Consider the following 14,183-nt stretch of genomic DNA (forward strand, 5'->3'; position numbering starts at 1 on the left):
GCCCACGGCCCAAACCGCGGATGGCCCTCGTGGTGGGTCTCGTTCCAGACGGCCACGACGACGTTCAGCACGATCAGGACGGTCAGCAGGGCGATGTCGGAAGGGGTGGGACGCAGCGAGGGACGTTTGCGGCGCCGCTCGGCGGAGGGTTGGGCGGGCGTCTCCGGGGACGCCCCGGGCCGCTGGTCTCCGGCCGTCCTGGCTGCCTGCACGACAAGCCCACCCCCGTACATGTCGGCTTCGCGCTCAGTGGGTCGTGGAGAGCTTAATGCGTAGCGCCGCCAGACCGTAGTCGCAGCCCTGACCTGGGACTTTAACGCCCTCTTAGCGGCTTTCGTGAGGTCCGTGCGGCGCGCGGGGCGCCGCGGCCGTGCACCCTCGCCGGGCGCCGCACCAGGTCCACGAGAGGGGGAACGCCGCGCTCGGTCACTACTTTCGTCGGTAGTGGTACCTACGTTTCCCTCTGCCCCGCCCCGGGCCCGCCCGGGTTGAATAGTTGTTGTTGGCAGAGCGAGAAACACAAGACTGCTCACCCGAACAGAAATTTTGAGGAGCGACATGCTGTGGGTCGGCATCGTCCTGGCGGTTCAGGGATTCGGTTCATTCCTGACCGAGCGCATTTGGGACACAAAATTCGGTGTCACGGCATTGCTGTCCGATGACACCCCCTCGTGGGTGAGCCTGGCGATCGGTGTAGTGGGTCTCGTCATCCTTGGGTTCTGTGCGAGTTCACGTTCCCGTAAGGCCGTTCACAACTAGCACAACTTACGCTCCCTCCCCCGGGGTGCATTTCCTCCCCCTGCTGCCGCAGGGGGCACAGACTCCCGGTGGCCGGTTCTCCCCCGTAACCGGCCGCCGGGTTCTTTTTATGTTCGGCGGGCCGGTCACCACGTACGCACACGCGTGGTGACCGGCCCGCCGAGTGTTTTTCCGGGGATCTACGAGGTGAAGTGCGCCTTGAGGAGGGCGATGATCTCCTGGGCCTGGTCGGTCAGGTAGAAGTGGCCGCCGGGGTACACCTTCATGTCGAAGGTGCCCAGGGTGTGCGGCTCCCAGGCACGCGCCTCGTCGAGCGTCGTGCGCGGGTCGTCGTCGCCGACCAGGACCGTGATGGGGCTGCCGATCTGCGTGCCGGGCTCGGCCCGGTAGGTCTCGATGGCGGTGTAGTCGCTGCGGATGGCCGGCAGCACCATGCGCAGCACGTCGTCGTCGCCGAGGATCCGCGGGTCGGTGCCGCTGAGCTTGCGCATCTCGGCTATGACGCCGTCGTCGTCGCGCTGGTGGACGTTCTCCGGCCGGTGGCTCGAGGGGGCGCGGCGGCCGGAGGCGAAGACGTGCACGGGGGCCCGGCCGACCTGTTCGAGGCGGCGGGCCACCTCGAAGGCGAGCACGGCGCCCATGCTGTGGCCGAAGAAGGTCAGCGGCAGCGTCGAGTCGTCGTACGCGAGCAGGGCCTCGGTGGCCCGGTCCGCGAGTTCGGCGATGCTCTCGATGCCCTTCTCGGTGTGCCGGTCCTGCCGGCCCGGGTACTGCAGGGCGACCACGTCCGCGACGGGGCTCAGGGCGGCCGAGACGGGGAAGTAGAAGGTGGCCGAGCCGCCCGCGTGCGGGAAGCAGACGAGCCGGGCGGTGGCGTCGGGTGTGGGGTGGTAGCTGCGGACCCACAGGTCGGCGGCGGCTGTCGTCATGACGGGGTTCCCCTCGTGGTCGTCGTAATGTCGGCAGGACATGGGGGCATGGGAGATGAACGTGCCGAAGGCGGGCCGTGGCCCGCCTTCGGTCTCTGAGCGGTGCGTACCCGGGTCACTTGAGCGGGAAGCGGACCTCACCGGCCACGATCGGGTTCGCGTAATTCTTGCTGGAGATCTTGATCCGGTTCAAGGCGAGACCGGTCAGGGCCTCGAAGACGGCCCGGCGAGCGTTCATGGCGGTGGAGTAGCCCGCGTCCAGGTGCGGGGCGACCTCGACCACGTCCATGCCGATCAGGTCCGTCTCGTGCGCGATGCGGCGCAGCGCGGTGAACAGTTCGCGGGTGTTGAGTCCGGCGGGCTCGGGGGTGCCGGTGCCGGGCGCGAAGGCGGGGTCGAGGACGTCGATGTCCAGGGAGAGATAGACGTGGTCGGCGACCGCCTTGGCCTCCTCGATGACCTTGTCGATGACGGCGGCGAAGCCGACGCGCTCGATCTCGGCCATGAAGTGCGAGCGCATGCCCGCCCGGCGCATCCAGTTGAACAGCTGGTCGTCGGGCCCGGAGATGGTGCGGATGCCGACCTGGATGATGTTCGGTCCCGGCACCATCTCCTCGTCGATGAGCCGGCGGATCGGCGTGGTGTGGGTGGCCCGGTGCCCGAACAGCTCCTCGTGGCAGTCGGGGTGCGCGTCGAAGTGGATGACGGCGATGGAGCCGCGTCCGTGCACCTCCGACAGGGCGCCGACGCTCGGCCACAGCAGCGAGTGGTCGCCGCCGAGCACGACCGGCCGCGCCCCGACCTCGGCGATCTCGCGGACCAGGCCGCGGATGGGCTCCATGGACCGGGTGATGTCGAAGGGGTCGACGGCCGCGTCGCCGTAGTCGACGACCTTGAGGACGTTGAACGGGTTGACGCGGGTCGCGGAGTGCACGAACCCCTCGGGGGTGCTGTACAGGTAGCGCTCGTCGGCGCGGATGGCGCGCGGCCCGTAGGCGGCGCCGCGGTGCCCGCTGGAGACGTCCACGGGGCAGCCGACCACGGCCACGTCGACGCCGCCCGCCCGCAGGTCCTCCTGGGTGAGGGCGAGCGGGACGCCCATGAAGGTGGGCACGCCCGAGTAGGACGGCTGGACGTAGTAGCGGCGCAGGTCGATGGGGCCGGGCTCGCGTCGCGGGAAGGTGGAGCGATCGACCTCCCGCCGCCATGCCTCGGACTCGGGTGTCTCGCTCATCTCTCTCCTCGGATACGCGGGTTCGTACGCGGCGGTGTGCCGCCGGTGGTTCTCGGGGCCGGGTGGACGGGGGCTACCCGGCCTTGCCGGTGACGGGCAGTCGCGTACAGCCGCTGATCACCGGTGAGCTGCGGCGCCGCACCGGCCCGGCGACCCGCAGGTCCGGCAGCCGTTCGGCGAGGACGCGGAGCGCGGTCTCGCCCTCCATGCGGGCCAGCGGGGCGCCGATGCAGTAGTGGATGCCGCCGGAGAACGACAGGTGTTCGGCCGGGTTCTCGCGGGTCAGGTCGAAGCGGTCGGGCTCCTCGTACACCTCGGGGTCGCGGTTGGCCGCGCCGATCAGGACGACCACGGAGCTGTTGGCCCGGATGTGGTGGCCTTCCAACGCGATGTCCTGGTGCGGGACCCGCTGAGCCTGCAGGGCGGGCGAGTCGTAGCGCAGGGTCTCCTCGACGGCGCGCGGCGCGAGGTCCGGGTCCTCCCGCAGCAGGTCCCACTGGGCGCGGTCGCCGGTCATGGCGAGGACGGCGTTGCCGATGAGGTTGGTGGTGGTCTCGAAGCCGGTGACGGCGAGGACCGTGCAGAAGGCCAGCAGTTCCTCGGTGGTGAGCTTGCCCTCGCCGTTGGCCACCGTGAGGCGGCTGATGAGGTCCTCGCCGGGGTCCTCGGCGCGCAGCGCGATCAGCTCGGTGAAGACCTGGTCGAGGTCGTCGACGGCGCCGCGGAACTCCCGTGCCATCTTCAGGGACTTGACGCCGTCGATGACCGGTCCGACCTTGCGGCCGGCGCGGATGAACCGGTCGTGGTACTCCTCCGGCACGCCGAGGAGTTCGCCGATCACAAGCAGCGGCAGCGGCCCGGCGAAGTCCTCGATGAGGTCGAAGCCGTCGCGGGCGGACATCTGGTCGAGCAGGCCGTGGCACAGCTTCTCGACCTGGATCCGGTACTTGCTGATCATCCTGGGGCCGAAGGCGGGCTGCGCGAGGCGCCGCAGGCGGGTGTGGTCGGGCGGGTCGAGGCCGAGGATGGAGCTGTTCCAGGGGATCTCGTCCATCATCTCGTGCCCGGGCACGCCGCCCTGCTCGCGGTTGAGGAACAGCGAGCGGTCCCGCAGCACGCGGCTGCCGAGCTCGTGGCTGCCGGTGACCCAGGTGCCCAGGTGGCTGCGGTGGATGCGGCCCCGCTGCCGTACCTTCGCGTACAGCGGATACGGGTCCTCCTGCCCCTGGAGCAGGCGGGTGAAGGGGTCGCCGAAGACGCCGAAGGCGCGCAGGATCGCGCGGGTCGCGCCCAGCTTGGCGCTGAACTTGAACCCGGCCGACTTGCTGTCCATGAGCGTGGTCATCACTGCTCCTTGCGCGCGGAGGACGGGGCGGAGGGCTGGGCGGAGGTCCGGGAGGCGGAGCGGGCGGCGGGCCGGGCGGGCCTGAGTGCCTGCTCGGGTCCGAGGGCGACGACGTCGAAGGCGCGGGTGGTGACGTCGAGACGGTGGATGAGCCGGTCGGAGCCGGTGACGTGGACCGTGGTCACGCCCATGCCGCGCAGGGTGTCCACGACGGGATGCCAGCGGACCGGGTGGTCGAAGGTGTCGAGGAGCAGCGTCCGCATCTGGTCCGCGCTCATCACCAGGGAGCCGTCGTGGTCGGCGACGACCGGGAGTTCGGGGTCGGCGAGGTCGAACTTGGCCAGGACCTCTTCCTCGGCGCGGGCGCGCAGGCCCGACAGGATCCGGCAGTGCGCGGGCGGCTTCATCGAGTACAGCGAGTAGCCGCCGACGGCGCTGATGCGGCGCTGGAAGGACTCCAGGACCTGCTCGCGCATGGTGACCATGTGCATGCCCTCGTCGAGCCGGCCGGAGACCTCGTGGAACTCGCCGCGCTCGGACAGTTCGCCCAGGACTTCCTGGAGCGTCGCATCGGGAACGCGGGTGAGGGTGAGCGTGACCAGGTCCTGGTGCTCCTCCTCGAAGAACCGCTTCTCGCAGAGGGCGAGTTCATAGGTGAGCCGGACGGCCTCGGTGAACGGCAGGGCGCCGCTGAACGCGGTCGCCGCCTTCTGGCCGAAGCTGAACCCCGCGCAGACGTCCGGGGCGAGGCCCTGGGTCTCGACGGCCCGGTCGGCCAGCGCCACCGAGTTGATGAAGCAGGCGATCTGGGCGAACTCCCCGAAGTCCGCGCCCGCCGTGCGGAATCCGTCCAGGACCGAGCGGCCCAGGGCCTCGTCGGCGGCGGCGAGACGCTTGCGCACGAAGGGGTCGATCATCATGAACTTGCCCACGTCGGTGAAGCGCGAGGGCCCCATGCCCGGAAACACCACGGCGGTGCGTGCCTGGTCGGTCGTCATCATGTCCGCTCTGTCTGGTCCGTCGGGTGGTTCTGGTGGGGCGTGGGGGATGGTCGCGCCCCGGTCTCCCGGGGTGCGGCCGGCGTTCGCGCAGGGGGCAGTCGCACGCGATCGGGGCCGCACCCCGGGGGGTCTCAGGCGGAGGCGGCGAGTTCCTCCGTGGCCCGCTCGGCGGCCCGCTGTTCCAGGGCGCGCCGGTCGGGCTTGCCGTTGCGGTTGAGGGGGAAGCTGTCGATGACGACGACCCGGTTGGGATGCTCGTACGAGGGCAGGGCGTCCTTGATGCGGCCGCGCCACTCGGCGGCGTCACGGCCTGCCGGGTCCTCGACGAAGAAGACGAGTTCGCTGCCGCGGGCGTCGTCGGGCAGCGCCACCACCTTGACGGCGCAGCCCGCCACGGCGGCCTTCCGCTCGATGATCTCCGGGTAGAGCGTGTATCCCATGCGGTGCACGGCGAGCTTGCGGCCCGCCACGAACAGGTTGCCGTCCGCGTCGAGGTGACCGAGGTCCCCGGTGCGGTACCAGCCCTGCTCGACGGGGGCCAGGGTGCCGTCCTCGGCGAGGTATCCGGCCATCATGTCGGGGGTGTTGACGACGAGTTCGCCCATCTCCCCCGCGGCGAGGATCTTGCCGTCGTCGTCCTGGACGGTCAGGTCCAGGCCCTTCATGACCTGGCCGCAGGCAACGGGGTTGTCGATGGTGGCGAAGGCGATGTTGCCGAGTTCGGTGCTGCCGTAGCTGTCGAGCAGCGGCTTGCCGAAGGAGTCGACGTACGCGTCCGACAGGGCCGGGTCGAGCGGGGCGGCGCCGCTGCAGAACATGCGGACGCCGCCCAGGGCCGCGCGCACGTCGGGCTGGCGCCGGGCGAGGTTGAGCATGCTGCGGTACGTGGCCGGGGTCGCGTCGATGACGGTCACGCCGCACTGGCCGCCCATGAGCAGCGACCGGTCGAGGCGCCGGTGCGGCGCGACGACGAGGGAGCATTCGGCGAGCCAGGCGATCAGGACCATGGACAGGCCGTACTGGTGGGCGAAGGGCAGCAGCGGCAGCAGGACGTCGCCCTTGCCGTGGCCCATGTGGTCGGCGTTGCGCCGCAGGTTCTCCAGGAAACGGCCGCCGTTCTTCACGACGCCCTTGGGGGTGCCGGTGGACCCGGAGGACCACATGATCAGGCCGTCCGGCAGGGCGCACCACGCGTCGAAGTCGAGGGCCGGCTCGGTCGGGACCAGGCCGGACGCCTCGACGAGCAGCTTGTACAGATAGACGGCGTCCTGGGTGTCGGCCGGCACGGGAGCGTCGTCGTCGTACAGACACAGCCGGGCGCGGGTGCGCTCGACGATGCGCGCGGTCTCGCGCGCGTGCTCCTGCTGGTCGACGAGCACGATGGAGGCGCCGACGTGCATCAGCGCGAAGAACGCGTTCAGCCAGGCCGCCGAGTTGCCGGCCTTGAGCAGCACCCGGTCAGCAGGACCGACGCCCTGTGCGCGCAGGACCATCGCGACCCGCAAGGTGTCCTGCTCGAATTCGGCGAAGGTACGTGCCGAATCCCCCGTGAATATGTTGGGTGTCATCAAAGCCGCCCCCTTTCCCAGTTCTGAGAATCGTCGGGCACGATAAGGACGATAAGGTCGAGCATTTCTCCCGCCCCGGTCAAGTCGCCGAGGACCTACGGTAGAAGCTATTCAGCCTGCCTGAGCAGCAGAACCCCTATCTTCCCCCTAGCGGCCCCTGAGCAGTCAACTTGCCGCTTTCAGGGGCAAGCTGACGGGCCGTGCCAAGCGCTACCTTCGACGGTGTTTACACCATGTACCGCATAAGCCGCGGAGGCCCCGGTGGGAGTTCGGACGCAAGCCGGTCAAGTACCGGATCAGGGAAAGACCCAGGAACAGGATAAGGAACGGCAGGAAGCGACGGCAGTCCAACAGGAGGAAAATCCGCAATCGACGGAGGCGGGACGGCCGCCGGAAAGTTCCGCGCCGCCGCCCTTCGCCGGACGCTGGGTCGGCGCGGTCGCGGGCGCGTCCGGTCTGGCGCTGCTCCTGGTCAGCACGCGGTACGGCTTCCAGGGCGACGAGCTCTACTTCCTGGGCGCCGGGCAGCACTTGAGCTGGGGGTACGCCGATCAGCCGGTGCTGCTGCCGCTGCTCGCCCACGGCATCGACGCGGTGACCGGCGGCTCGCTGTTCGCGCTGCGGCTGCTGCCCGTGCTGCTCACCGTGGCGGGCGCGCTCGTCGCCGCGCTCATCGCCCGCGAGTTCGGCGGGGAGCGCCGCGCGCAGCTCCTCACGGCCGCCGCGTACGGCTTCGCCCCGGCGGTCCTGATCAGTGGGCACGCGCTGTCCACGATGGCCGTCGACCTGTTCCTGTGGACGCTGGTCAACTGGCTCCTGGTGCGCTGGGTGCGCACCCGCGAGGACCGGCTGCTGCTGTTCGCCGGGCTTGCCACGGCCCTGGCACTCCAGGGCAAGTATCTGATCGTCGGCTTCTGGGCCGTGCTCGCCGTGTGCCTGTTCGTCGCCGGTCCGCGCGAGCTGCTGCGCCGCAAGGCGCTGTGGATCGGCGCGGCCGTCGCCGTCGTCACCTCGCTGCCCGGTCTCATCTGGCAGGCGCGGCACGACTGGCCGCAGCTGGAGATGTCCTCGGTCCTCGCCGACGAGGGCATCCTCGGCGGCCGCGCGGGCTTCCTGCCCTATCTGGTCGTCCTGTCCGGCGGGGTGTTCACCGTCGTGCTGGTCTACGGCCTGGTGCGGCTGCTGCGCTCGCCGGAGCTCGCGCCCTACCGGTTCCTGGCGTGGGCGTTCCTCGGTCTGACGGCCGTGTTCCTGGTCACCGGCGGCCGGCCCGCGTATGTGGTGGGCGCGTTCGCGCCGCTGTGGGCGGCGGGCGCGGTGGAGCTGGCGCGCGGGGGCGGTGCCCGGTGGTGGCGGTGGCTGGCCTCGTGGCCGGTCGTCGCGCTGACGGCGCTGGTGGCGGTGGCGCTTTCGCTGCCGGTGTATCCGGTGTCGCAGGTGACGAAGACCGAGCAGCCCAAGAACAACCCGATGACCGCCGAGACGCTGCGCTGGCCGAAGCTGATCGACGCGGTCGACAAGGCGAACCGGTCGCTGCCCGCCGCCGAGCGGAAGCGTGCCGTGGTGGTCACGCAGTACTACCAGGAGGCGGGCGCCGTCGACCACTTCGGCCCCGACCGCGACCTGCCGCCCGCCTACAGCGGCCACCGCGGCTACTGGTACTTCGGCGCGCCCTCCGACTCCTCGGGCCCCGTCCTGTACGTGGGCTCCGACGTGGCGAAGCTCAAGCCGTACTTCTCGTCGGTGAAGAAGGCGGCGACGGCCGCGGGCGGCCCCGGCGAGAGCTTCGTCGACGGCGTTCCCGTGTGGGTTCTCGACGGCCGGAAGCAGCCGTGGTCGAAGATCTGGAAGGACTACGGGCACTTGTCCTGACGCTTCGTCGACATCGCTCACGCGGACGGCCCCGCCCCCACCATGTGGGGACGGGGCCGTCGTGCTGTGCGTCGGACCTACTCTGCGTCAGAGCTTGTTCAGCCACTCCTCCACGGCGCGCGCCGTGGTGTGCGAGTGCTCCTCCATCACCGTGAAGTGCGTTCCGGGTACGTCCACCGCGGTGTGCTCCAGCTTCCAGGACGGCCGCCAGTCGTACTCCTTGGTCCACTCCACGAGCGGTTCGCCCGCCCGGACCAGGAGCGTCGGCGCCTGGACGGCGTCGGGCAGCAGGCCGAGGAACATGTAGCGGGCCATGGCGGTCACCCAGGCGTCGCCCCAGTCGTTGTCGTCGGCCTCGGCGCCGGGCACCGCGTCGTAGCGGTCGCTGAGCTGCTTGCCCATCGCGGCCGCCATGTCGCCGAGCGCCTTCTCCTCGACGTAGGTGTCGACGAGCACCACGCCCGCGGGCCCGGCGCCCCGGCTCTCCAGCTCCCGCGCCACGGCGTGCGCGACGAGCCCGCCGGAGGAGTGCCCGGCCAGCACGAACGGCTTGCCGCCCGCGTGCCGCAGCACGGTGTCCGCGTGCAGCCGCACCAGCGCCTCCTTGTCGGCGGGCAGCAACTCGCCCTCCAGGAAGCCCGGGTGGGTGATGACGCTGACGTCGCGCCGGTCGCGGAAGTACGTGCCGAAGCGGGCGTAGTCGTACGCGCTGGAGCGGCCGACGAACGAGGTGAAGAGCACCACGCTCACCGGGTCGTCGCCCCGGGACAGCGTGAACGGGGCGCGCGGCGCGCCCAGTTCGGCCTCGTCGGTGAACGAGGCGCGGAACTGCGCCATGGTCCGCAGCAGCGGGATCAGGTCGTCGGCGCGGCCCTGGCGTGCGGCTTCGTCGTACAGCTCGGCGAGGCCCGTCGCCGGGCGGGGCGCGGCGACCGGGAGGGAGGCGGCGGGGGCCGCATCCGGTGCCGGGGAGTGGTGCGCGGCCTCGGGCTGCCGCGCCGCCGAGGGCTGCTGGGCACTGCCCTTCCAGGTGCCCTCCGGTCGGTCGGCCTGGCCGACCGCCGCCCGCTCGCGCGCCGACGCCGTGTCCCGGGCCGCCGCGGGCGCCGCCTGGTCCAGGTCGGCGGTCAGGCGTTCGGCGAGCGACCTCGGCGTGCGGTTCTGGAAGACCAGGGTCGCCGGGAGCCGCAGGCCGGTGGCGGCCATGAGGCGGTTGCGCAGTTCGACGCCGGTCAGGGAGTCGAAGCCGAGCTCCAGGAAGCCGCGTTCGTCCTCCACCCGGTCGGCGGAGGCGAGGCCGAGTACGGCCGCCGCCTGGTCCCGCACCAGGGCGAGGAGCAGGTCCGCGCGCTCGGCGGCGGACGCGGCCGCCAGGCGGCGGGCGAACGCCTCCGCCTCCGAGGCCGCGGCGCCGGCCGCTGCCCGCCGGGCGGGGACCCGCACCAGGCGCCGCAGCAGCGGCGGCACGGCCTCTCCCTGCCGCGCGCCCGCGCGCAGGGCCGCCGTGTCGAGGCGTACGGGGAGGAGCAGCGGAGCGCCCGACGAGCGGGCCGTGTCGAAGAGGGCGATGCCCTCCGCCGAGGACAGCGGCAGGACGCCGCCGCGTGAGATCCGGGTGCGGCGGGCCTCGTCGAGGTGGCCGGTCATCTCGCTGCTCTCGTCCCACAGGCCCCAGGCGAGCGCCGTCGCGGGTACGCCTCGTGCGCGCAGGTGGTGCGCGAAGGCGTCGAGGAAGGCGTTCGCCGCCGCGTAGTTGCCCTGGCCGGGGCTGCCGAAGGTGGCGGCGGCCGAGGAGAACAGAACGAATTCCGCCAGGTCCTGATCGGCCGTCAGCTCGGCGAGGTTGAGGGCCGCGTCCAGCTTCGGCCGCAGCACCGCGTCCACGCGCTCGGGCGTCAGCGACGCGACGAGGGCGTCGTCCAGGACTCCGGCCGTGTGGACGACGGCGGTCAGCGGGTGCGCCGCCGGGATCCCGGCGAGCGCCGCCGCCAGTTCCTCGCGGTCCGCCGCGTCGCAGGCGACGACGCGGGCCTCGGCGCCGAGGGCCGCCAGTTCGGCGACGAGTTCGGCGGCACCCGGGGCGTCCGGGCCCCGGCGACTGGTCAGGAGCAGGTGCCGGGCGCCGTGCTCGGCCACGAGGTGGCGGGCGACGAGGGCGCCCAGGGTGCCGGTGGCACCGGTGATGAGGACGGTGCCTTCGGGGTCGGGGGCAGGGCCGTCCGCGGTGGCCGTCATGGCCGTCGCGGGCACCAGGCGCGGCACGAGGAGCTCTCCCCCACGTACCGCCAACTGCGGCTCGTCCAGGGCCAGTCCGTACGACACGAGCGCGGTGGACGACTGCGGGGCGGCCGCGTCGGCGTCCAGGTCGACCAGGACCAGTCCGGCCCCGTCCGGTCCACCCGCCTGCTCGGACTGGGCCGAGCGGGCCAGGCCCCACAGCGGGGCGTGGGCGAGGTCCGGGGCGTCGCCGTCGGCGGCGGCCACCGCGCCGCGCGTCAGCAGGACCAGGCGGGTGGCGGACAGGCGCGTGTCGGACTGCCAGGTCTGGAGCAGGCCGAGGGCCCGGTCCAGGGCGGTGCGGGCGTGCTCTGCGGTGGCGTCGGCAGCCTCTGCGGAGGCCGCGCCGTCGTCTCCGTACGCGAAGGTGACGAGCAGCGTGTCCGGAGCGTCGGCGCCGGCGTCGAGGGCCGCGTACAGCGCCTCCGTGTCGGCGTACGTGTCCACCCGCGCCCCGGACGCCGCGAGTTCCGCGCCCGCGTTCAGGGTGTCGGGGCCGACCGTCGCCCAGGTCGTGTCCGTCACGTCGGCCGCGCCCGCGGGCAGCGGTGTCCACTCGACGCGGAACAGCGCGTCCCGGTGGCCGCTGCCGGAGGCCGCCCGCAGTTCCTCGGGGGCGACCGGGCGCAGCTCCAGGGAGTCGGCGCGGGCGACCGTCGCGCCGGTGTCGTCGGCGAACAGCAGCTCCACGCCCCCGGTGCCGGCGGGCCGCACGCGGACCCGCAGGACGGTCGCGCCCTGCGCGGCCAGGGACACCCCGCTCCAGGCGAACGGCAGCCGCACCCCGTCGCCCTCCGCGAAGGGCGCGAGGGCCACGGCGTGCAGGGCGGCGTCGAGGAGCGCCGGGTGCACGCCGAACGCGCGGGCGTCCCGGTGCTCGCTCTCGGGCAGGTGCACCTCGGCGTGGACGGCGTCGCCCGCGGGGTCGCGCCAGGCGGCCCGCAGCCCCTGGAACGCGGGGCCGTAGGCGAGTCCGCCGTCGGCGAGGCGCTCGTAGAACCCGTCGAGGTCCACGGCTTCGGCGCCCTCGGGCGGCCACACGGTCAGCGCCTCGTCGGGCGCCTGCGGGGCGTCGGCGAGGGTGCCGGTGGCGTGCCGCGTCCAGGGGGCGTCGGCGGTGCCCTGGGTCCGGGAGGACACCGTGAGCGGGCGCCGTCCGGCCTCGTCGGGGGCGCCGACCCGGACCTGGAGGGTGACGGTGTCGTCCTCGGCGACGACGAGCGGCGCGTGCAGGGTGAGCTCGTCGACGAGATCGCAGCCGACCTCGTCGCCGGCGCGCAGCGCCATCTCCACGTACGCGGTGCCGGGCAGCAGCACGGTGTCGCCCACCGCGTGGTCGGCGAGCCAGCCGTGGGTGCGGCGGGTGAGCCGCCCCGTGAGGACGTACTGGTCGGCGTCGGCGAGTTCCACGCAGGCACCGAGCAGCGGGTGCCCGGCCGACTCGATGCCGACGGCGGTGACGTCGCCCGTTCCGGCGGCGGCGGGCGCGGGCCAGTAGCGCTGCCGCTGGAAGGCGTACGTGGGCAGCTCGACCGGCCGGTGTCCTCCTGGTACGAGCGCCTCCCAGTCGAGTTCGGCGCCGTGGACGTGTGCGTCGGCGAGGGCGGCGAGCAGCCGGTCCGGGCCGCCCTCGTCGCGGCGCAGGGAGCCGAGCGCGACCGCGTTGGCGTGCGGTACGGCGTCGATGGTCTCCTGCACCGGGACGGTGAGGACCGGGTGCGGGCTCATCTCCAGGAAGAGACCGTGCCCTTCTTCGAGCAGTCCGCGTGTGGCCTGCTCGAAGCGGACGGTGTGGCGCAGGTTGCGGTACCAGTAGCTCGCGTCCATGGGCGTTTCGGCGGTCAGCCATGCCCCGGTGAGGGTCGAGTACAGCGGGACCCGGGCGGCCTGCGGGGCAAGCCCGTCCAACGCCTCGCCGATCCGGGCCTCGATCTGCTCCACGTACGAGGAGTGCGAGGCGTAGTCGACGGGGATGGGCCGGGCCCGCAGTTCGCGTGCCGCGCACGCGGCGACCAGCTCTTCGAGGGCTTCGGGGTCGCCGGAGACGACCACTTGGGAGGGGCCGTTGACGGCGGCGATCTCGATGCGGCCGTTCCACGCCTCCAGGAGCGTCTCGGTCTCGTCCTGCGGCAGGACGAGGGAGACCATGCCGCCCTTGCCGGACAGCTCCCGGATGGCCTGGCTGCGCAGGGCGACGACACGGGCCGCGTCGCGCAGGGTCAGGGCGCCCGCGACGCACGCGGCGGCGATCTCGCCCTGGCTGTGGCCCACCACGGCGGCGGGTTCGACACCGGCGGCCTGCCAGACGGCGGCCAGCGACACCATCACAGCGAAGAGAACGGGCTGGACCACGTCGACACGGTCGAACCGGTCACCGTTCAGCTCCTCCAGCAGGTCCCAGTCCACGAACTCCGACAGGGCCGTCGCGCACTCCCGCATCCGCTCCGCGAACACCGGGCTGGAGTCGAGGAGTTCACGCGCCATCCCGGCCCACTGCGAGCCCTGCCCGGGGAAGACGAACACCGGACGGACCGTGCCGCCTTGGGCCCGCCCCGTCACGACGTGCTGCGCCGTCGCGTCCCCCTGCGCCAGCGACTCCAGCGCGGCCAGCAGCTCGTCGCGGTCCGCGCCCAGGGCCACTCCCCGGTGCTCGAACCTCGATCGCGCCACCGCCAACGACCAAGCGACATCGCCCAGTTCGAGGTCGGCGTGCGACAGGAGGTGTTCCCGCAGCCGGGCGGCCTGCCCGCGCAGCGCCTCCGGCGTCTTCGCGGAGAGGGCCAGCGGCACGACACCGGCCACCACCGACGGATCCGTGTCGGAGCCGTCGGGCTCCGGCTCCTCCGCCGAGGGCGCCTGCTCCAGGATGACGTGCGCGTTCGTCCCGCTGATGCCGAAGGAGGAGACGCCCGCCCGGCGCGGCGCGCCGTCCTCGCGTCCCGGCCACGCGCGGGCCTCGGTGAGCAGTTCCACTCCCCCGCCGGTCCAGTCGACCTCGGGGGTCGGGGCGTCGACGTACAGCGTCTTCGGCAGGATGCCGTGCCGCATCGCCATGACGGTCTTGATGACGCCGCCGACTCCGGCGGCTGCCTGGGTGTGGGCGATGTTGGACTTCAGCGAGCCGAGCCACAGCGGCCGCGCGGGGTCGTCGGGCCGGTCCTTGCCGTACGTGGCGATGAGGGCCTGGGCCTCGATGGG

At 72.4% G+C, this 14,183-nt stretch carries 8 protein-coding genes; 1 reads left to right on the plus strand and 7 read right to left on the minus strand.

All coding sequences use genetic code 11. From position 1 onward, the window contains the following. From STRAU_RS19555 to STRAU_RS19585, 6 genes are all read right to left on the minus strand, one after another. Positions 1-212: hypothetical protein (locus STRAU_RS19555; protein ID WP_397892242.1), on the minus strand; the 212-nt coding region annotated here is incomplete at its 3' end. A gap of 726 nt (positions 213-938) precedes the next feature. Beyond that, the gene (locus STRAU_RS19565) at positions 939-1,688 is read right to left on the minus strand and encodes a thioesterase II family protein (RefSeq protein WP_037660515.1); all 750 of its coding nucleotides are present in this window, start codon (positions 1,686-1,688) and stop codon (positions 939-941) included. A gap of 115 nt (positions 1,689-1,803) precedes the next feature. Next, positions 1,804-2,922, minus strand: coding sequence for an agmatinase family protein (locus STRAU_RS19570; protein ID WP_016642105.1), 1,119 nt, complete (start codon positions 2,920-2,922; stop codon positions 1,804-1,806). A 73-nt stretch (positions 2,923-2,995) separates the two neighbouring features. After that, positions 2,996-4,267 carry a cytochrome P450 gene (locus STRAU_RS19575; RefSeq protein WP_037660518.1) on the minus strand — a complete coding sequence of 424 codons (1,272 nt, stop codon included), beginning with the start codon at positions 4,265-4,267 and terminating at the stop codon, positions 2,996-2,998. Then, positions 4,267-5,268 (minus strand): ACP S-malonyltransferase, encoded by a 1,002-nt coding sequence (locus STRAU_RS19580; RefSeq protein WP_016642107.1) that lies wholly within the window; start codon positions 5,266-5,268, stop codon positions 4,267-4,269. Before STRAU_RS19580 ends, STRAU_RS19575 begins: the two co-directional genes overlap by 1 nt. A gap of 131 nt (positions 5,269-5,399) precedes the next feature. Continuing rightward, a complete protein-coding gene (locus STRAU_RS19585; protein ID WP_016642108.1) occupies positions 5,400-6,836 on the minus strand; it encodes a class I adenylate-forming enzyme family protein in 1,437 nt (478 codons plus the stop codon). 261 nt (positions 6,837-7,097) lie between these two features. Here STRAU_RS19585 and STRAU_RS19590 point away from each other — a divergent pair, with 261 nt between their 5' ends. After that, positions 7,098-8,708, plus strand: a complete 1,611-nt coding sequence (locus STRAU_RS19590; RefSeq protein ID WP_016642109.1) for an ArnT family glycosyltransferase — start codon at positions 7,098-7,100, stop codon at positions 8,706-8,708. 87 nt (positions 8,709-8,795) lie between these two features. Here the strand turns inward: STRAU_RS19590 and STRAU_RS19595 are convergent. Further along, a partial coding sequence (locus tag STRAU_RS19595) for a type I polyketide synthase (protein WP_158692097.1) occupies positions 8,796-14,183 on the minus strand: 5,388 nt, incomplete at its 5' end.

Origin of the sequence: Streptomyces aurantiacus JA 4570 (assembly GCF_000414115.1) — a bacterium.
Taxonomy (GTDB): Bacteria; Actinomycetota; Actinomycetes; order Streptomycetales; family Streptomycetaceae; genus Streptomyces; species Streptomyces aurantiacus_A.

What these genes read in the sequence shown, in the direction of transcription:
- STRAU_RS19565 (WP_037660515.1), bottom strand. Translation starts at nt 1,688, where the DNA reads ATGACGACAGCCGCCGCCGACCTGTGGGTCCGCAGCTACCACCCCACA.
- STRAU_RS19570 (WP_016642105.1), bottom strand. Translation starts at nt 2,922, where the DNA reads ATGAGCGAGACACCCGAGTCCGAGGCATGGCGGCGGGAGGTCGATCGC.
- STRAU_RS19575 (WP_037660518.1), bottom strand. Translation starts at nt 4,267, where the DNA reads ATGACCACGCTCATGGACAGCAAGTCGGCCGGGTTCAAGTTCAGCGCC.
- STRAU_RS19580 (WP_016642107.1), bottom strand. Translation starts at nt 5,268, where the DNA reads ATGATGACGACCGACCAGGCACGCACCGCCGTGGTGTTTCCGGGCATG.
- STRAU_RS19585 (WP_016642108.1), bottom strand. Translation starts at nt 6,836, where the DNA reads ATGACACCCAACATATTCACGGGGGATTCGGCACGTACCTTCGCCGAA.